Source organism: Pedobacter alpinus (genome assembly GCF_042684645.1).
GTDB classification, from domain to species: domain Bacteria; phylum Bacteroidota; class Bacteroidia; order Sphingobacteriales; family Sphingobacteriaceae; genus Pseudopedobacter; species Pseudopedobacter alpinus.
Genome location: NZ_JBHULV010000016.1, coordinates 24,958 through 43,835, shown reverse-complemented (window position 1 = coordinate 43,835; position 18,878 = coordinate 24,958). Strand labels below are relative to the sequence as shown.

17 protein-coding genes are annotated in these 18,878 nt (G+C 33.3%); 8 read left to right on the top strand and 9 right to left on the bottom strand.

What is annotated here, in order from left to right; all coding sequences use genetic code 11:
* Nucleotides 1-136 precede the first annotated feature (136 nt).
* Nucleotides 137-718, top strand: a complete 582-nt coding sequence (locus tag ACFSSE_RS05670) for an RNA polymerase sigma factor (RefSeq protein WP_379046682.1) — start codon at nt 137-139, stop codon at nt 716-718.
* The gene (locus ACFSSE_RS05665; RefSeq protein WP_379046685.1) at nt 715-1,212 is read left to right on the top strand and encodes a hypothetical protein; all 498 of its coding nucleotides are present in this window, start codon (nt 715-717) and stop codon (nt 1,210-1,212) included. Before ACFSSE_RS05670 ends, ACFSSE_RS05665 begins: the two co-directional genes overlap by 4 nt.
* A gap of 18 nt (nt 1,213-1,230) precedes the next feature.
* Here ACFSSE_RS05665 and ACFSSE_RS05660 read toward each other — a convergent pair whose 3' ends face one another.
* The 9 genes from ACFSSE_RS05660 to ACFSSE_RS05620 form a co-directional block, all read right to left on the bottom strand.
* Nucleotides 1,231-1,491 (bottom strand): type II toxin-antitoxin system VapC family toxin, encoded by a 261-nt coding sequence (locus ACFSSE_RS05660; protein ID WP_379046688.1) that lies wholly within the window; start codon nt 1,489-1,491, stop codon nt 1,231-1,233.
* Nucleotides 1,449-1,619 carry a type II toxin-antitoxin system VapC family toxin gene (locus tag ACFSSE_RS05655; protein WP_379046691.1) on the bottom strand — a complete coding sequence of 57 codons (171 nt, stop codon included), beginning with the start codon at nt 1,617-1,619 and terminating at the stop codon, nt 1,449-1,451. Before ACFSSE_RS05655 ends, ACFSSE_RS05660 begins: the two co-directional genes overlap by 43 nt.
* Nucleotides 1,616-1,825, bottom strand: coding sequence for a type II toxin-antitoxin system VapB family antitoxin (gene vapB / locus ACFSSE_RS05650; RefSeq protein ID WP_379046694.1), 210 nt, complete (start codon nt 1,823-1,825; stop codon nt 1,616-1,618). Before vapB ends, ACFSSE_RS05655 begins: the two co-directional genes overlap by 4 nt.
* An 84-nt stretch (nt 1,826-1,909) precedes the next feature.
* On the bottom strand, nt 1,910-3,217 hold the full coding sequence (locus tag ACFSSE_RS05645) for an amidohydrolase (protein ID WP_379046697.1): 1,308 nt from the start codon (nt 3,215-3,217) through the stop codon (nt 1,910-1,912).
* A 336-nt stretch (nt 3,218-3,553) separates the two neighbouring features.
* The gene (locus tag ACFSSE_RS05640) at nt 3,554-4,111 is read right to left on the bottom strand and encodes a hypothetical protein (protein WP_379046700.1); all 558 of its coding nucleotides are present in this window, start codon (nt 4,109-4,111) and stop codon (nt 3,554-3,556) included.
* Entirely contained in the window at nt 4,112-8,476 is a 4,365-nt protein-coding gene (gene dnaE, locus ACFSSE_RS05635; protein ID WP_379046703.1) for a DNA polymerase III subunit alpha, read from the bottom strand.
* Nucleotides 8,477-8,755: 279 nt separating this feature from the next.
* Nucleotides 8,756-9,274: a sigma-70 family RNA polymerase sigma factor gene (locus ACFSSE_RS05630; protein ID WP_379046706.1), complete on the bottom strand. Its 519-nt coding sequence runs from the start codon at nt 9,272-9,274 to the stop codon at nt 8,756-8,758.
* 186 nt (nt 9,275-9,460) lie between these two features.
* A complete protein-coding gene (gene murB, locus ACFSSE_RS05625; RefSeq protein ID WP_379046709.1) occupies nt 9,461-10,474 on the bottom strand; it encodes a UDP-N-acetylmuramate dehydrogenase in 1,014 nt (337 codons plus the stop codon).
* 203 nt (nt 10,475-10,677) lie between these two features.
* Nucleotides 10,678-11,115: a sterol desaturase family protein gene (locus ACFSSE_RS05620; RefSeq protein WP_379046712.1), complete on the bottom strand. Its 438-nt coding sequence runs from the start codon at nt 11,113-11,115 to the stop codon at nt 10,678-10,680.
* 71 nt (nt 11,116-11,186) lie between these two features.
* Here ACFSSE_RS05620 and ACFSSE_RS05615 point away from each other — a divergent pair, with 71 nt between their 5' ends.
* From ACFSSE_RS05615 to ACFSSE_RS05590, 6 genes are all read left to right on the top strand, one after another.
* Nucleotides 11,187-11,792, top strand: a complete 606-nt coding sequence (locus ACFSSE_RS05615) for a TetR/AcrR family transcriptional regulator (protein WP_379046715.1) — start codon at nt 11,187-11,189, stop codon at nt 11,790-11,792.
* 115 nt (nt 11,793-11,907) lie between these two features.
* A complete protein-coding gene (locus tag ACFSSE_RS05610) occupies nt 11,908-12,525 on the top strand; it encodes a TetR/AcrR family transcriptional regulator (RefSeq protein WP_379046718.1) in 618 nt (205 codons plus the stop codon).
* On the top strand, nt 12,506-13,120 hold the full coding sequence (locus ACFSSE_RS05605; RefSeq protein ID WP_379046721.1) for a TetR/AcrR family transcriptional regulator: 615 nt from the start codon (nt 12,506-12,508) through the stop codon (nt 13,118-13,120). Before ACFSSE_RS05610 ends, ACFSSE_RS05605 begins: the two co-directional genes overlap by 20 nt.
* Nucleotides 13,121-13,131: 11 nt before the next feature.
* The gene (locus ACFSSE_RS05600) at nt 13,132-14,481 is read left to right on the top strand and encodes a TolC family protein (protein ID WP_379046725.1); all 1,350 of its coding nucleotides are present in this window, start codon (nt 13,132-13,134) and stop codon (nt 14,479-14,481) included.
* A gap of 4 nt (nt 14,482-14,485) precedes the next feature.
* Entirely contained in the window at nt 14,486-15,553 is a 1,068-nt protein-coding gene (locus ACFSSE_RS05595; protein WP_379046728.1) for an efflux RND transporter periplasmic adaptor subunit, read from the top strand.
* Between the two features lie 23 nt (nt 15,554-15,576).
* Nucleotides 15,577-18,774, top strand: coding sequence for an efflux RND transporter permease subunit (locus tag ACFSSE_RS05590; RefSeq protein ID WP_379046731.1), 3,198 nt, complete (start codon nt 15,577-15,579; stop codon nt 18,772-18,774).
* Nucleotides 18,775-18,878: the final 104 nt, after the last annotated feature.

Below are 18,878 nucleotides of genomic sequence, written 5' to 3'. Positions count from 1 at the left end.
CCATTTTTAAAACCGATATAAAAGGATTCAGTGAATTACTAAATTTTTCTATTATCTCAGCATTCTTATTTTTAGCATTTATAAAATTATTTTACATGTAACCTATCATATAACTATGTTGTCTTAATTGTAAGAAATGCGAAATATAAGTACAGACAACGAATTAATTGATGCTATTTTAAATGGACAAACAAACCAGTTTGCACATTTAGTAAAGCGGCATCAATCGTATGCTTTTACTTTGGCTTTGCGTTTTACAAAACAAAGAGAAACCGCGGAAGAAGTTGCTCAAGATGCTTTTATAAAAGCATATAAATCATTAAGTGCTTATAAAAAGGAAGGTAAATTTACCACTTGGTTATACACCATTGTTTACCATACGGCAATGACTCATCTGCGTAAAATACGGATAAATACCAGTTCAATTGATGATGAAAATAGTAATATTCAGATAGAAGATAGAGTTGATTTTGATAATCAAAATTCGGTTGAATTAAAATCTAGAAGCTTTTATGTAAACCAAGCTATTAAAATGCTGTTGCCAGATGATGCAAGTGTAATTACCTTGTTTTACCAAGGCGAACAATCTTTAGAAGAAATTGCCCAGGTTATGAATATGGAAACAAACGCAGTAAAAGTTAAATTGCATAGGGCAAGACACAAGTTAAAGCAAAAATTAGATTTGCTTTTAAAGGATGAAGTAAAGGATTTGATATGAAAAATTTAGAAGAAAAAATTTGGGATTATATTGATGGCTTAGCTACAGCTGAGGAACGCTTAGATTTAGAAGTTTTTTTGAAAGAAAATCCTTTAGCCCAAGAAAAATTTGATGAATTAAATGCGGTTAATTTAGATTTTAAATATTTAAAATTGGATGGACCATCAATGGCGTTTTCGGCTAACATAATGAGCGAAATAAATCCGCCACTAAGTGAAAAAGCAAGAGTTGATCATCGTATAATTTATGCTATTGGCGGTTTGTTTTTTTTAGCAATGGCTGCTTGCTTTACTGTTGCAATTCTAAATACAAATTGGAATTTAGGAACTTCGGAACAAAACAGTAGCTTTTTACAGAATCTATCTTTTAATACATCTATGGCATCAATAATTAAAAATTACCCATATCTGTTTTACGGATTTTTAATATTTGATTTAGCGGTGTTGCTAAAGTTTGTTGATAGTTATTTTACAAGGTTTAAGGAGAGTTATTGAGGGATTTAAAATCAGGAATTACCAAGAAACTTTGGTCTTTTTGTAGCGTTTGAAATTTGTGTCTTTAGAGATGATTTCTAAATTTTCTACAATAGCTTGTGCAATTATAATCCTATCAAAAGGGTCTTTGTGGGCGTTTTCTAAAGAAGAGAGTTGAATGAAATGCTCAAAGTCTAAAGGCAAAATTTCAAAGTTATTGTTAAAAATCTCATTTTTTAATTCCTCTAAAGTAACTGCTAATATAGTTTTCCTAAACTTAATTTTATAGCTATTTCCCAAATAGAAGCAATACTTATAAACTTGCGATTTTCTACTGCTTCAATATTTGATTTGGCTTTATCAGATAATTGATAATCTCCATTTAAAAACCATAGGAAAGTATGAGTATCTAATAAAAAGCTTTTCACATGTAATCATTAAACACATCCAGAGAATCATCAAAATCTTCAGATAAAGTGATTTTTCCTTTCAAACTACCAAATTTCGGCTGATTGATTTGTTGCTCTTTTTGTTTATTTGTCTTTTTTATTAATGATTCAATAAAATTCTTAGCTTCCTTTTTTAGATTAGGAGGCAAAGTTTCTAATTTTGTATAGAGGGTAAGGGATGTCATTATTTCTATTTAATCAAAATTAACTTTTATTGTTTTAAAAAACAAGCTGTTAATAATTCATGATGGTTTAATTATTTGATAGAACTATTTAACTCCTTCCATAAAATCCACAGTCAAACCAGCTAAGGCTTTAACACCTAAAGTAAACCCACTTTCGTCGATAAAAAAATCGGGAGTATGGTGTGATGGAGCTTTTAATGGGTCTTGTCCTTTAGGCATTCCTCCTAAGAAGATAAATAAACCGGGTACTTTTTCTTGAAAGAAAGAAAAATCTTCCGCACCAGTTACAGCTGCTTTTAATAAAACATTTTCTTTACCAGCAACAGCTTGCAAAGTTGGAAGCATTTTAGCGGTAAGCGAAGGGTCGTTATATGATACAGGGTAACGCACACTAAACGGAATTTTAACTTCGGCAGTTGCGCCAGCAGCTTCTGCAGTTTTGGTAACAATGGTTTTTATCCTGCTGATAAACATCTCTTCATCTTCTTTGCTCAAATTTCTTACAGTACCCATCATCACTACTTCTTCGGGGATAATATTAGAACGTAAACCACCATGAATAGAACCAATAGTAACCACACCAGCATTTTCTGTTACATTTAAATTACGACTAACAATAGTTTGAAGCGCATTAATAATTTGTGCAGAAACTACAATTGGGTCAATTGACGACCAAGGGTAAGCGCCATGAGCTTGTAGGCCTTTAACCGTAATTTTCATATCGTTTACGGCGGCCATTGTACCTCCTGGGCGATAAGTAATTTTTCCAACTTCTGTTTGCGAGTTAATGTGTAAACCAAAAACAACATTAACTTTTGGGTTTTCCAATACACCTTCTTTTACCATTAATTCAGCTCCACCTTCCTCACCAAACGGCGGACCTTCTTCTGCAGGTTGAAATATAAATTTAACCGTTCCTTTTAAGTCTTTTTTCATTGAAGAAAGCACTTCCGCAACTCCCATTAAAATAGCCATGTGCGAATCATGTCCGCAAGCATGCATTGTCCCAACTTCTTGTCCGTTAAATTGAGTTTTCACTTTAGATGCAAATGGGAGAGGAGTCCGTTCAATTACTGGTAAACCATCCATATCTGCCCTAATCGCTACAGCAGGGCCAGGTTTGCCGCCTTTTAAAATACCAATTACGCCAGTTTTCGCAACACTGGTGGTAACTTCAATTCCTAGAGATTTTAAATGTTTGGCTATAATTTCAGCAGTTCTAAACTCGTGGTTGCCTAATTCTGGATTTTGATGAAAATCTCTTCTCCAATCAATAACTTTTTGTTCAATAACATCTGTTTTTTGGGATATTTTCTGTTTTAAGGCGGATGTTTGAGCAAAGGTTGCGATGGCAAAAAAGGAAAATAGAAAAAGGGTAAGTTTTGATTTCATAATTTGTTGTTTGAGTGTGGGTTATGATAATACAAGATAAGGAGAATTTTGGAGAGATTTTGTTTGCCTCAATCTTATTGAATTTATTGGCTTCGACAGGTTAATCAACTGCTGACGGAGAAAAATCTAAAATGTAGGGGTTAAATAGCGCAGAGTCCCTGAAAAAGGAGACTCTGCTTGGACTGCATAATAGAATTTAATTGTCTTGTTTATAATATGTAAAATTCATTACAGATAAGTCAATTTTTGCTATACCACCATTTATTCCGATGAAGATATTTTCATCATCTATTACGGCTATTGAATTTGGATCGAAACCCTCAGGAAAAATATTTTTTAAATAAGTACTTTTTTTAGATTATGAAATGAATATAAATTTTTCTTAGTAGCAATTATTAGTTTGTTCTGAAATATTTTAAAAACTTCTGGTGCTTCGTTAAAATAGTATATTTTTTTATAAGAAAAGCTATTTTTGTGTGCAACTAATTTGTATAAAGTACCTTCATTGATTTTATCATGAGCTAGTCCTTCAATAAAATAAAGGTTATTAGAGAGCTTGAAAATAAATTTGATGTTTCCTTCCTTAATTTGAAAACTTTTTTTCGATTTATCGTTAGGAGTGAAACTTAATTTTCCACCCCATTCTCCTCTATCAATTCCTATAAGCTTACCATTTGATATAATTAGTCCACATTCATTAGTATCATTTACTTTTTTAATTTTAAGTTTTCCATTATTTATTTCAACTCCAAATTTATTATTTGAATATGATTCTTTTTTTAGTTGTGATGGAGCACTTTCAACAAAATCTTTTGGGATATTTGTATTTGTGCAACAGTAATTTGTTAACCCCAAAAAAGAAATAACTGTAACTATTAAAATTGATGTTTTCATCTAACTCAAAACATACTCCAACTCCATTTCATCCAAACTACACAACAACTCTTTAGAAATATTAATCTGCCTGCCTTTACTTGGTAAATCAATCATCAATTTCTCTTTCCTATCAATCACTACAAAATTGAGCTTTTTCTTTCCTAAATTATTATTGAAAATCTCGTCTAAATCGCTAATTAAATCAGCATTGATGTGTTCTAATTCTAAGCGGATGTCAATCTTGTTCGATTGTTTTTCTAGCACATCTCGTAAATCAGAAAAGTCACCAAAACTTATACGGTTTCGTTTTGTGCCGTCTGGGTTAGAGAAATAACCGACGTTTCCTTTGATATATAAGTAGTTGTTAGGCTCTAAATGATGTTTAAATTTCATGTAATCGTCTCGGAAAATGGAAAACTCAAAAGCATCATCATAGCCTTCTAACTTGAAATAGCAATAACCACGTCCATCTTTAGAAACTCTGTGATTCACTGCTGTAACAATTCCACCCACTTTAAACTGAAAATCAATCCCTTTATCAATTTCATTAAAGATTGTCAAATTGCCTTTAGAGCAGTATTTATCTAAAACCAGTTTATATTCATCTAACGGGTGGCCGGAGATATAAATACCAACGACCTCTTTTTCTTTAGCCAGCGTCTCTATTAAACCCCATTCTTCGCATTCTGTTAAAGAAGGTTCGGGCATTTCTACACTTGCGCCGCCACCAAATAAACTAGCTTGCGATGAATTTTCATTCTCTTTATGCTTTGCACCATATTTTACGGCTTGTTCTAAAACAGTTGATCCATTTTCAGCATAAAAATATTGTGCCCTGTGTGCGTTAAAGCAATCAAACCCACCAGCTAAAACCAAGTTTTCTAAAGCTTTTTTATTAGCTGCTCTTAAATCTACCTTTTTAGCAAAATCAAAAATTGACTTATACTTTTCGGTTTGTCTGTTTAAAACTATGGTTTCCACAGCACCAGCACCAACACCTTTTACAGCACCCATTCCAAAACGGATGGCATTTTTATCGTTAACTGTAAATTTGTGGAAAGACTCATTTACATCCGGGCCTAAAACTTCTAAGCCCATTCGCTGGCATTCTTCCATAAAAAAAGTAACCTGCTTAATATCGCTCATGTTGTTAGAAAGCACAGCCGCCATATATTCTGCCGGATAGTGCGCCTTTAAATAAGCGGTTTGGTAGGCAATCCAAGCGTAACAAGTAGAGTGCGATTTGTTGAAAGCATAACTCGCAAAAGCTTCCCAATCTTTCCAAACTTTTTCCAGTGTTTTAGGGTCGTGACCTTTTTCTGCCGCTTGCGCCACAAATTTAGGTTTCATTTTATCCAAAACGTCTTTCTGCTTTTTACCCATCGCTTTACGTAAAACGTCGGCTTCACCTTTGGTGAAACCCGCTAAACTTTGCGATAAAAGCATCACCTGCTCTTGGTAAACTGTAATTCCGTAAGTTTCTTTTAAATACTCTTCACTGGCAGCAATGTCATATTTAATCTCTTCTTCTCCGTTTTTTCTGCGAATAAAACTTGGAATATACTCAATAGGACCGGGGCGGTAAAGTGCATTCATGGCAATTAAATCTCCAAAAACGGTAGGCTTTAATTCCTTCATGTACTTTTGCATTCCGGGCGACTCATACTGAAAAATACCTACTGTTTCTCCACGTTGGAAAAGCTCGTAAGTCATTTCATCATCAATAGGGAAAGTGTCTGGATCAAGCTGAATACCTGTTTTTAGTTTCACCAATTTAACGGTGTCTTTTATCAACGTAAGCGTTTTTAAACCCAAAAAGTCCATTTTTAACAAACCAGCACTTTCAACTACCGAGTTGTCAAATTGGGTAACATATAAATCAGAATCCTTTGCGGTTGCTACCGGAACAAAGTTGGTAATGTCACTTGGCGTGATGATAACCCCGCAAGCATGAATACCAGTATTTCGTACCGAACCTTCTAAAACCTGAGCCTGACGCAATGTTTCGGCACTTAAATCCTTACCGTCTGCAATGCCTTTTAATAAAGTTACGGCTTCATATTCTTCTGATCGTAAAGCACTTTTAAGAGCAGCATCATCTAACGTAAAAATTTTAGCAAGCTTTAAATTGGGAATCAGTTTGGCAATTTTATCAGCTTCAAAAAGTGGTAAATCTAAAACACGGGCGGTATCTCGAATGGATGATTTTGCAGCCATGGTGCCGTAAGTAATAATTTGGGCAACTTGGCTGGCTCCATATTTATTAATTACATAATCCATCACTCGCCCACGGCCTTCATCATCAAAATCAATATCAATATCGGGCATCGAAACCCTATCTGGGTTTAGGAAACGCTCAAAAAGTAAATCGTACTTTATGGGGTCAATATTGGTGATTTTTAAACAATATGCTACTACAGAACCCGCCGCAGAACCCCTTCCAGGTCCAACAGAAACATCTAATCTTCTAGCTTCGGCAATAAAATCTTGTACAATTAAAAAATAACCAGGGTAACCGGTATTTTCAATTACTTTCAACTCAAAATCTAAACGCTCCTTAATTTCAGGGGTAATCTGGCCGTAACGTTTTTCTGCACCAACATAAGTTAAGTATGCTAAAAATTTATTTTCTCCTCTTTTTCCACCATCTACTTCATCTTCGGCAACTAAAAACTCTTCTGGAATATCAAATTTAGGAAGTAGAACCTCTCTGTATAAAGAGTAAGCTTCAATTTTATCCGTAACTTCTTGAATGTTTGAGATCGCATCAGGCAAATCAACAAAAAGCTTTTTCATCTCCTCACCCGATTTGAAATAATACTCATCATTAGGCATTCCAAACCTAAAACCACGCCCTCTTCCTTTTGGTGTAGCTAACTTTTCGCCTTCTTTAACACATAATAAAATATCATGTGCGTGTGCATCTTCTTTGTTTATGTAATAAGTATTGTTAGTGGCTATTAATTTAACATCGTGTTTTTTTGCTAAAGCAATTAAAGTTGGGTTAACTCTATTTTCATCTTCTTGCTCATGGCGCATTAACTCTAGGTATAAATCATCGCCAAAAGTGCTTTTCCACCAAAGTAAAGCTTCTTCTGCTTGGTTTTCACCGAGGTTTAAAACCTTGTTTGGGATCTCGCCATATAAATTGCCCGATAAAACAATTAAGTCTTCTTTATATTGTTCAATGATGTTTTTATCGATACGTGGGACATAATAAAAACCCTGTGTATAAGCAATAGAAGACATTTTTGCTAAATTATGATAGCCTTTTTTAGTTTTAGCTATCAAAACAATTTGGTAACCGTTATCTTTTCTTTTTTTGTCAGTATGGTCATCACAAACAAAAAACTCGCAACCTACAATGGGTTTAATGATGGTTTCGGTAGCTGGTTCTCCTTTTTCTGCCGAGGCTTCATTTTTTGCTTTTGCCGCTTTGTTATGATTCATTACCGCACTCACAAAATGGAAAGCACCCATCATGTTTGCATGGTCTGTAATGGCTACCGCGGGCATTTTATATTTTGCAGCAGCTTTTACCAAACTAGCTACAGAAATGGTTGATTGCAGAATAGAAAATTGCGTATGATTGTGCAAATGCACAAAATCAACTGCTGCTAAATCGACTAAGTTAGCGGCTGTATCTTGCTTGTTTAAAACAGCATTTTGATTTTCGCTTGCGGTTTTTAATTGGTTTGATTGCTCTTTTAAATTAACATGTTTTAAACCTATCGACTGTATTTCATCTGGGTTAGCAGTTCTAAAATCGTTAAAATAACTTTCTTCTGCTTGTAATTCTTTTAAAGTAAAAACCTCTTTTTTTACCAGTGCAAAAAAGCATCGAGCGGTAGCTTCCACATCGGCAGTGGCGTTGTGCGCTTCTGCAAAAGGTTTGTTAAATAAATATTGGTGTAACTCTGTTAAATTTGGGAGTTTAAATTTACCACCTCTGCCGCCGGGTAGTTGCAAAATACTCGCAGTAACTTCTGTACAAGTATCTAAAACGGGTAAATCTAACATGTTTGTGGCAACACCTAAACGGTGAAATTCGGCACCCATAATGTTACGATCAAAACCTAAATTTTGCCCAACAATAAATTTGGTTTGGCTTAGGGCCTGATTAAATTTCTCTAATACTTCGGCTAATGAAATTCCTTCTTTTGTAGCTAATTCTGTAGAAATACCATGAATTTTTTCTGCATCGTAGGGGATATTAAATCCTTCGGGTGTAACTAAATAATCTTCATGACTGATTAGCTTCCCCATGCTATCATGTAACTGCCAAGCAATTTGAATACATCGCGGCCAATTATCGGTATCGGTAATTGGGGCATCCCAGCGTTTTGGTAATCCGGTGGTTTCAGTATCAAAAATCAAATACATAGTTTGGTATGTTGCTGTTTATTAGAAAATTAAATCGGCTGAAAAGAAATTCGGCACAAATTCAAATTTACCAAAAAAAGGGTAGTAATTATGACTGTTGAAAAGTAGTTTTTTCTGAAAATTTTCTGCTATGAAAGAAAATTTCTATTGTGATTTATTGAATAATAAATCTTTAATGGGGGCTTTTTAATTTTTGTAAAATTTAACTAACCAATAGGCTAGCCTCATAGGCTTTTTTACTACAAACGTCCTTCATTTATCATTAAAGGACGTTTGTAATTATGCTGGTGTTGTATAATCGTATGCGCTTAATTTTTTCTTCAATAGTTTTCTAGCAACGTGTATTCTGGTTTTTACTGTTCCGATTGGAATATCTAAATGATCTGCAATTTCATGGTACTTAAATCCTTCAAAGTACATCGTAAACGGAATATAATAGTCTTCTGATAAGCTTTTTAAGGCAGCTTTTATGTCATCCATTACAAATTTAGTTTCACCTTTATTATTTGTTGCACTAAAAGCCAACTGGTTAGATGAAATTTCGTCTGTTTTGGTAATAAATGATGTTGTTTTAATAAACCTTCTATAATTATTAATGAAGGTATTTTTCATGATCGTGTATAACCATCCTTTTATATTAGTTCCTTCTTTAAAATTATTATAATAGGTTATCGCTTTTAGCATAGTGTCTTGCACTAAATCATTTGCATCTTCACTATCATGCGTAAAACGTAATGCATAGTTTTTTAATGAAGATGATTGCATCATAACTAGGGTATTAAATTCTATGTTTGTCATTTTGTTTAATCTTTTAGTGTTAAAACTTAAACAAAAGTAGCAATTAAGTTTGTAAAACAAAATTTTTGTTTAACTTTTTTTAATAAAATGTTAAACAAAAATTTTCCATAGTTATTTGTAGATTATTTACTAAATAAAAAAGCCACAGCAATTACCTTGCTGTGGCTAAATATGGCTAAAACGGCTTTAAATTATGTTAACTTCTCTTTCTAATATTATCCCAAACTTGGTATAAACAGAATCAATAATAGCGGCAGATAGCTGAAAAATTTCATTTCCAGTGGCATCACCATGATTTACTAGTACCAAAGCCTGATTTTTCCAAGTGCCAGTGTTTCCAATAATTCGCCCTTTCCAATCACATTGTTCAATTAGCCAACCTGCTGCAAGCTTTACCCCATTTTTCACAATATAATGTGCCATATTAGGATTTTGCTCATAAAGCTTATTAAATACTTCTTCACTAATTACAGGGTTTTTGAAAAAAGAACCAGCATTACCAATAGTAGATGGATCTGGTAGTTTAGAAACTCTAATTTCTGAAACTACTTTACTTACATCTTTTATGGTAGGGTTTAAAATATCTTTCTTTTTGAGTTCATCAGCGATGGCACCATAGCTAATATTAATGTTTTCTTCTGTTGATAGTTTAAATTTTACGCTACAAACAATATATTGTCCTTTTTTTGATTGTTTAAATATGCTTTCGCGATAATCAAATTCACAATCGCTTGTTTTAAATTGAACAAAATTTCCGGTAGAAATTTCAAAAGCTTCGCAGCTTTCAAAAACATCTTTAAGCTCTACACCATAAGCACCTATATTTTGGATTGGCGATGCACCCACAGAACCGGGTATTAAGCTCAAATTTTCAACACCTGCAAAGCCCCAATTAACGCAGTAGTTTACAAAACTGTTCCAAATTTCGCCTGCACCAGCTTCAACAATAACTTCTTTATGGTTTATTCTGTGTTCAATTCCTCTAATGTTAATTTTTATAACTAAGCCATTATAGTTTTGGGTAAAAAGCATATTACTGCCACCACCCAAAATTAAACGCTCAATATTATGCCATTTAGCATCAGCAAAAAGCTCCGTTAATTCTTCTTTATGATTTATTTCAACAAAATATTTTGCATAAGCATTAATACCAAATGTGTTAAAGTTTTTTAAAGAAACGTTTTCGTGAATTTGCAACATGGTAGATTAATTATAGAATGATTGAATTTTGAATGATTGAATAAATTTAATAATGAATGAATGATGAATTTTGAAGGAACGAATATACCCATATTGATTAGGGAACGATTGAATTTTTAATATTAAGATGATTTTTTTAGTTTATCATTTATTCACTCCTTCATTCATTCACTCCTTCAAAATTATTTTCTATTCAAAATTAACTACTTAAAATATTTTTTACTTGCCACCAATAATCCAAACTCTTCAGATCCATCTTTTTCAGTAGTTTTATGGTGAATTTTGTGCGCTCTTCTAATTCCTTTTAAATATTTGTTTTCAGATTTGAAAGCTTTTAAACGGTTGTGTATAAACCAATCGTGAAAAATAAAATATATGATGCCATAAATTGATATTCCTGCACCTATCCAAAATTTATAATTCAAATTTTGATGACCAGAATAGAGCAGCCATAAGGCCAAAGCTCCAAAACCAAAGCTAAAAATATCGTTTAACTCAAAAAAACCATGTCTTTGTTGGTGATGTGTTTTGTGAATAAACCATAAAGGGCCATGAAAAAGATATTTATGCATTGCCCATGATAAAACTTCCATAATAATTATGGTTGAAATGATGATAGAAACAGGGATAAGCCACTCCATTATATTTTAAAAATTTGTTGCAATTAAAGATGTATCGTTAATTTAGCTAAATTATACTAAATCTATAAATAATGGATCAACAAGATTATAAAAGAGAACAAATTATTGACGCAGCACTAAAAAGATTTGCTCATTTTGGATTAAGTAAAGCCACGATGAATGAGATTGCTAGTGATCTTAGTTTCTCTAAAGCCTTGTTGTACTATTACTTTCCTGATAAGCTGAGTTTGTATGCCGCAGTATTAGAAAAAGTTTTTTCTGAAATTACTGAAAGCATAAATGAGGCTTTAAAAACAGCTAAAACGCCTGAAATAGGCGTGAAAATTTATATTGAAGCCAGACAAGAATTTTTAGAAAAGTATTTCCCTTTATTAGATTTTAATAAATTTTTAAATATCGATAAGTACCAAGATTTAAAAAAAATTTTAGATAAATCAAATGATTCTGAGATTGAACACCTAAAAAGCATTCTTGAAATTGGGGTAAAAACAGGTGCTTATGAAGTAAAAAATATAGAAGCAACTGCAAAACTTCTTTTTGATGCCTTGTTAGGTATTAGACTGTTATACATTAACAACGTAAAAGCTGTATTTGATATTGATAAACAGTTCCTTAACAAGGTATCTAACCGCCAAAAAGAATTAATGGATATCTTTTTTAAAGGTCTAAAGTGTTAAACTATCAAACTTTTGTCATTTAGCTAATTACTGAACAATAATGTTTGGTATAAAAAACAATTGCTGTACATTTGACTAATTATTTTAAAAAGTCAGAAAGTCTATTGTTCAAATAATGAGTTTAGTTAATTTAGATCAGAAACAAGAGCAGATTGTAGAGGCAGCTTTAAAGCGCTTTACTCATTTTGGTATATCTAAAACTACTATGAACGAAATTGCTGAAGATCTATCCCTATCTAAGGCATCTTTATACTACCACTTTCCAGATAAAACCGCTTTGGTGCTTTCCGTTGGTGAAGTTATTTTAACAGATTTTTTGAAAGCTCAAATGGAAGCTTTAGCTAAGGCTGATAGTTTTAAAGAAGGAATTTTAGATATTTTATCCATTAGGATTTCATTCGGTCAAAAATACTTTATGATGCACATTGGTGATGTTCAAAGTGATATTAATACCAATGATCCAAAGTTTAAAATGATGTTAGAGGATTTAAGATCTAAAGAACTTGACTTTATTGCAGCCCATATTCAACGCTTCCAGGTTAAAGGTTTTTTGAAACAGGTAGATAAATTAGAAACTGCCAAAGTTCTGATTGATATGTTAATTGGAATTTGGATATGTGGAATTCACGTCCAACATAAGGGCTTGTTCCCTTCCGAAGAATTATTTGAAGATATTAGAATGAAGTGCGAACGTGTAATCACAATTTTTTGCGATGGAATTAAAAGAAATTGAAATGGAAGATAGGATTTTAGAAAAAGCCCGCGAGCTATTTTTTTTCTTCGGGATAAAAAGCATCACCATGGATGATATTGCAAAACACCTTGGTATTTCAAAGAAAACCTTATACACTCATTATAAGGATAAAGGTGAAATTGTACGCTTAATTATGGGAGGCTTGTTAACCGAACATGTTGAAGAAATGCTTAAAGTAAAAGAAAATACTAAAAATGCAGTTGAGGCTGTGGTTTTGCAATCTAAAATACTTTTTACTGTTTTTAAAGATATTAAGCCGAATGTGTTTTTTGAAATAGAAAAACATTTCCCCGATTTAGCTGGTCAGTTTTCTGAGCATAGGTGTAATTGTATGCTAGATTTAATTAAACAAAACTTAGAAAAAGGAAAAGCAGAAGGATTTTACCGTGAAGATTTAGAAGTACCATTTACAGCACAGGTAAGGCTTAACCAACTGGTTTCCGCTTTTGACGAAAAAGCTTATGAATCTGTAGAGTTTAACCTCCAGCATATTTTAGATAAGATTACCTCATTTTACCTAAATGCCATTTGCAATGATAAAGGCAAACAACTAATACCAACATACATTAAATAATAAATACAGCAATGAAATCAATAAAAATGATTCTGTTTCTTCTGATAGGAATATCAGCAACAGAAATCGCAAAAGCTCAAGAAGTAATTACTTTAAAAGATGCTTTAACTTATGCGATGAAAAATAATGAAACCGTACGCAAAGCTCGTTTAAACATGGAAGACGGGAAGTACCAAACCCAGGAAATTAGAGCCCAAGCTTTGCCGCAAATTAACGCTACTGGTTCTTTAACAGATAACTTAATTATACAAAAAAGTCCGTTACCTGGCGAAATTATTGGCAGACCAGGCGAAACTATTTTAGTAGCCTTCGGTCAAAAATGGAATTCCGCAATTCAGGTTCAAGCTAGTCAGGCAATTTTTAATCAGTCGATTTTTACAGGTTTAAAAGCTGCAAAAAGCGGAGAAGATTTTTACAGACTAAGTGCAGAGTTAAGTGAAGAAGATGTTTTGCAACAAGTTGCTACTGCTTATTACCAAGTTTTGGTAACCAGAGAGCAAATTTCTGTAATAGACTCTAACCTTAAATCTTTACAAACCACACAAAACATTATAGGTACACAATATGATAACGGTTTAGCTAAAAAAATTGATGTAGATAGGGTAAAGGTTAGTCTTACTAATACTAAAACCAAAAGGGTCGAACTTTTGAACGCAGTAACTCAACAAGAAAACATTTTGAAGTTTTACATGGGTATGCCTATTAGTAGTGATATTACCATCCCAAAAATAGAATTAACCAAAATTAGCAATGATGCAATTGCTGTTGAAGATAGCCTTAATACAGAGTTATTAACACAGTTTAAGGTGATTAACAAACAAAAAGAACTTTTGACTTTCCAAAAGAAAGCTAACCAAGCAGAGTATTTTCCGAAATTATCTTTCAATACAAATTACGCTTATACGGGCATTAGCCAAAGATTTGATTTGTATAAAAATAACAGCACTGCACAGTGGTTTGATGCTTCATCCATCGGTTTAACCTTAAACATTCCAATTTTTGATGGTTTTGGCAGAAGATCAAGAGTGAACCAAGCCGATGTAGCCATCAGAAAAATAAATGAAGACATTAGAAACGCAAAACAGTCTTTAAATTTAGCATACAGCAATGCTAAAATTCAAATTAAAAATAGTGTAAACACCATCTCTTCGCAAAAAGAAAACCAACGTTTAGCACAAGAAATTTACGTGAGTACAGAAAATAATTATAGAAACGGATTAGCCAGTTTAACTGATTTGTTGGATTCTGAGAACTCGCTTACTGAAGCTCAAAATAGCTACACACAAGCTTTATTAAACTACAAATTAGCAGAAATTCAACTTATAAAATCAAACGGAAACATCAAATCATTATTAAACTAAGATCATGAAAAAAATAATTATACCAATAGTTGTTGTAATTGCAGCAATTGCAGTTATTGGCTTTATACTCACCAATAACAAAAAGAAAAACCAAGAAAAAACAGCCTTTATTGCCGAAGGTGGTGGTGCAGTGGCGGTGCGTGTTGCTAACATTGAGAAAAAAACAGTTGAGCTAGATTTTAGCGTAAATGGAACTTTTATTCCTAAAAAAGAACTTAATTTCTTATCAGAAAATGCTGGTCGTGTAAAGGCTATTTATGTAGATGAAGGTTCTCGTGTTAGTAAAGGACAAGTTTTGGCTCGCATTGATGCTGAAATTATTAATACTGATAGAGAAACAGCGCAAGCAACTTACCAAAATGCATTAAGAGATCAAGAAAGATATCAAAGTTCTTTTACAACTGGAGGTGTAACGCAACAACAATTAGATCAGGCTAAATTGGCAACACAAAACGCTAAATTACGTTTACAGGCTTCAGAAAGAAGAGTGAGCGATGCAAATATCAAATCACCAATAAATGGTATTGTAAATAAAAGATATATTGAGGTTGGTGCTTTTGTAACTGCACAAGGCACTCAATTATTTGAAATTGTTGATGTTTCAAAATTGAAACTTAAGGTTAGTGTAAACGAATCGCAGGTTGCAAATCTTAAAGTTGGAGATAAAATAGACATCAAATCTTCTGTTTTCCCAAATGATAATTTTAAAGGAGCAGTAACTTTTATTGCAGCCAAAGCTGATGAAAGCTTAAGCTTTCCGGTAGAAATTGAAGTTGCAAATAACGCAAACAGCAGTTTAAAAGCTGGTATGTACGGTACTGCAATTTTTAATTTTCCAAAACAAGCACCAAGTATTTTAATACCTCGTACCTCTTTTGTGGGTAGCGTAAGTAGCAATCAGGTTTTTGTTTTAGATAAAGCAAACAATACATCTAAACTACGTGATGTAGTTAGCGGACGTATTTTAGGAGAAACTGTAGAGATTTTAGATGGTTTGAAGGAAGGTGAAAGCGTAATCATTAGCGGACAAATTAACCTTGCAGAAGGTACTCCAGTTAGTATTGTTAAGTAAGTATTAGTTTTAAAAACAAGAAAATGTTAATAACAGATATATCAATAAAAAGGCCTTCGCTGGTAATTGTGGTGTTTACCGCACTTACTTTATTGGGGCTATTAAGTTACTTTTCGTTGGGTTACGAGTTACTGCCAAAGTTCTCAAACAACGTAGTATCTATTTCTACCATTTACCCTGGTGCATCTCCAAATGAGGTAGAAAACACCGTCACTAAAAAAATTGAGGATGCGGTATCCTCTATGGAAAACATCAAAAAAGTTAATGCCGTATCTTACGAAAGTTTATCGGTTGTAACCATTACTTTAACAGATAAGGCTAGTATAGATTTTTCTTTAAATGATGCGCAACGTAAGGTAAACGCAATACTTGCAGATTTACCTGATGATGTTAAACAACCATCTTTAAGTAAATTTTCTTTAGATGATTTGCCGGTAATTACCATGTCTGCATCTGCAAATATGGACGATATTACTTTTTACGATTTAATAGATAAACGTATTGCTCCGGTAATTTCTCAAGTAGCAGGTATTGCACAAGTAAATTTAATTGGTGGTTCTGAGCGTGAGATACAAGTTGCGCTTAACGCTGATAAATTACAAGGTTATAATCTTTCTGTTCCGGAGGTTCAGCAAATGATTTTGAGTTCTAATTTAGATTTCCCTACAGGAAGTGTTAAAACCCAAAGTTCTGATGTATTAATTCGTTTATCTGGTAAATACCAAAATTTAGATGAGTTGCGTAATTTGGTGCTTACTAATCCAAAATCGGGTTCACAAGTTCGCTTAGGCGATGTTGCGGATGTGCAAGATTCGCAAAAAGAGACAGAGAAATTAGCTCGTATAGATAGAAAAGGAGCAATTGCAATCCAAATTATTAAGCAAAGTGATGCCAATGCGGTTGAAGTGAGTGAAGGTGTACATGCAACTATTGAAAAATTAAGAGAAGAATATAAAAACGATAAATTAGATATTAAAATTGTAAACGACAGTTCTATTTTCACCTTAGAGTCTGCGGATGCGGTTGTACACGATTTATTTCTTGCAGTTATTTTGGTGGCGTTTGTAATGCTATTTTTCTTGCACAGTTTCCGTAATGCGTTAATTGTAATGGTATCTATACCTGCATCATTAATTGCAACTTTTATTGGTATTAGTTTATTAGGTTACACTTTAAACTTAATGTCTTTATTAGGATTATCACTTGTTGTAGGTATTTTGGTTGATGATGCCATTGTGGTTTTAGAGAACATTCAACGCCACATGGAGATGGGTAAAAACAAAGTAAGAGCAGCCTCTGATGCAACAAGAGAAATTGGTTTTACGGTTGTTTCTATCACTTTGGTTATTGTGGTTGTATTTTTCCCGATTGCCATAAGTTCAGGTTTGGTATCTAATATTTTACGTCAGTTTTGTGTGGTTGTAATTATTGCCACTTTGCTATCATTGTTAACTTCTTTCACTATTGTGCCGTTGTTGTTTTCACGTTATGGTAAGTTAGAGCATATTGAAGGTAAAAATGCTTTTGGGCGATTTATATTATGGTTTGAGAAGCAATTAAAGAAATTTACGATATGGATTACAGCAATTTTAACTTGGTGTTTAGGACATAAAAGACGTACCATATTTGCTGTTGTAGTACTATTTGTTGCCGCCATGTGGTTAGCAACAGCTGGTTTTATTGGGTCAGAGTTTTTTCCTAAATCTGATAAAGGAGAATTTTTAATTCAAATTGAGTTACCTAAAGATGCTTCGCTAGAAAAAACAAACTCATACACACAAAGAGCAGAAGCTTTCTTAAGTGGTCAAAAAGAAATTACACAGTTAATTACTACTGTTGGCCAAGCCAGTGGAGACTTTGGAGGAACACAGGCAACTGCTTATAAATCAGAAATTAACGTAAAATTAGTTAGTCCAGATGAACGTGATGGCATAACATCAGATATTTATGCAACAAAAATCAGTCGTGAATTATCTAAACAACTAGTAGGTGCAAAAGTTAAAACAGTGCCAATAAGTATTTTGGGTACAGCAGAAAACGCACCTATACAGTTAATTGTTATGGGGTCTGATTTGGATAGTGCTTTAAAATATGCCGAAGGTGCGCAAAAAGTATTAGCAACAGTTCCTGGAGCCACAGAAATTAAATTATCGGTAGAAAAAGGTACGCCAGAAATAAACGTTCAGGTAGATCGCGATAAAATGGCGGCTTTAGGTTTAAACTTACAAACCGTTGGCATTACCATGCAAACTGCATTTAGCGGTAATACAGATGGTAAATATAGAAAAGGAGAATACGAATACGATATCAATATCCAATACCAAGATTTTAATAGAAAAGACATTGATGATGTACGAAATTTGATTTTTGTAAACCCAATGGGCGAGCAAATAAAGCTTTCTCAGTTTGCAAGTATTCAAGAAGGTTCTGGTCCGAGCCAGTTAGAACGTTTAAATAAATCTACTTCAGTATCTGTTAAAGCGCAATCTATTGGTAGGCCAACCGGAACAATTGTTACCGAGTTTCAGGCAAAATTAGAAGAACTGCAAAAAGACGGTAAACTTAAAGCACCAATTGGCGTAAGCTATACTTGGGGTGGCGATCAGGAAAACCAAAGTGAAGGTTTTGGTACTTTAGGTGTCGCTTTACTAGCCTCAATAGTTTTAGTTTACTTAATTATGGTTACCCTTTACGATAGTTTTGTTTATCCATTTGTGGTGATGTTCTCTTTACCGTTGGCATTAATTGGAGCATTTTTAGCTTTAGCATTAACAAACAATTCAATAGGAATTTTTACAATTTTAGGTTTCATTATGTTGATGGGCTTGGTTGCAAAAAATGCAATTATTTTGGTCGATTTTACAAACCAGATGAGAGCTGAAGGAAAATCTACAATAGACGCTTTGATTTTAGCAAATCATGCTCGTTTACGTCCAATTTTAATGACTACCATTGCCATGATTTTTGGTATGCTACCAATTGCATTAGCAAGTGGTGCGGGTGCCGAGTGGAAAAACGGTTTAGCTTGGGTTATTGTTGGTGGTTTAACAAGTTCGTTGTTTTTAACGTTAATTGTTGTACCAGTTGTTTATTTAGTTTTTGATATCATATTAGATAAATTGGGTATGAACAAAAAAGGCAGAACAATTGATGAGTTAATTGCAGAACCTTATGAACATGTGGACGTATTGGAATATGATGAGTCTTTAGATAAAGTTTAATAATTTTTTTTTGATGATTTGAAGAGACCTCGATTGAAAAATTGGGGTTTCTTCTTTTTTACTGAACACAAAATCCCTTTAATTGAAAAATTAAAGGGATTTTG

Bases quoted from the DNA above. Each gene is read 5' to 3' on its own strand.
- ACFSSE_RS05670 (WP_379046682.1), top strand. From the start codon at position 137: ATGCGAAATATAAGTACAGACAACGAATTAATTGATGCTATTTTAAAT.
- ACFSSE_RS05665 (WP_379046685.1), top strand. From the start codon at position 715: ATGAAAAATTTAGAAGAAAAAATTTGGGATTATATTGATGGCTTAGCT.
- vapB (WP_379046694.1), bottom strand. From the start codon at position 1,825: ATGACATCCCTTACCCTCTATACAAAATTAGAAACTTTGCCTCCTAAT.
- ACFSSE_RS05645 (WP_379046697.1), bottom strand. From the start codon at position 3,217: ATGAAATCAAAACTTACCCTTTTTCTATTTTCCTTTTTTGCCATCGCA.
- ACFSSE_RS05640 (WP_379046700.1), bottom strand. From the start codon at position 4,111: ATGAAAACATCAATTTTAATAGTTACAGTTATTTCTTTTTTGGGGTTA.
- dnaE (WP_379046703.1), bottom strand. From the start codon at position 8,476: ATGTATTTGATTTTTGATACTGAAACCACCGGATTACCAAAACGCTGG.
- ACFSSE_RS05630 (WP_379046706.1), bottom strand. From the start codon at position 9,274: ATGACAAACATAGAATTTAATACCCTAGTTATGATGCAATCATCTTCA.
- murB (WP_379046709.1), bottom strand. From the start codon at position 10,474: ATGTTGCAAATTCACGAAAACGTTTCTTTAAAAAACTTTAACACATTT.
- ACFSSE_RS05620 (WP_379046712.1), bottom strand. From the start codon at position 11,115: ATGGAGTGGCTTATCCCTGTTTCTATCATCATTTCAACCATAATTATT.
- ACFSSE_RS05615 (WP_379046715.1), top strand. From the start codon at position 11,187: ATGGATCAACAAGATTATAAAAGAGAACAAATTATTGACGCAGCACTA.
- ACFSSE_RS05610 (WP_379046718.1), top strand. From the start codon at position 11,908: ATGAGTTTAGTTAATTTAGATCAGAAACAAGAGCAGATTGTAGAGGCA.
- ACFSSE_RS05605 (WP_379046721.1), top strand. From the start codon at position 12,506: ATGGAATTAAAAGAAATTGAAATGGAAGATAGGATTTTAGAAAAAGCC.
- ACFSSE_RS05600 (WP_379046725.1), top strand. From the start codon at position 13,132: ATGAAATCAATAAAAATGATTCTGTTTCTTCTGATAGGAATATCAGCA.
- ACFSSE_RS05595 (WP_379046728.1), top strand. From the start codon at position 14,486: ATGAAAAAAATAATTATACCAATAGTTGTTGTAATTGCAGCAATTGCA.
- ACFSSE_RS05590 (WP_379046731.1), top strand. From the start codon at position 15,577: ATGTTAATAACAGATATATCAATAAAAAGGCCTTCGCTGGTAATTGTG.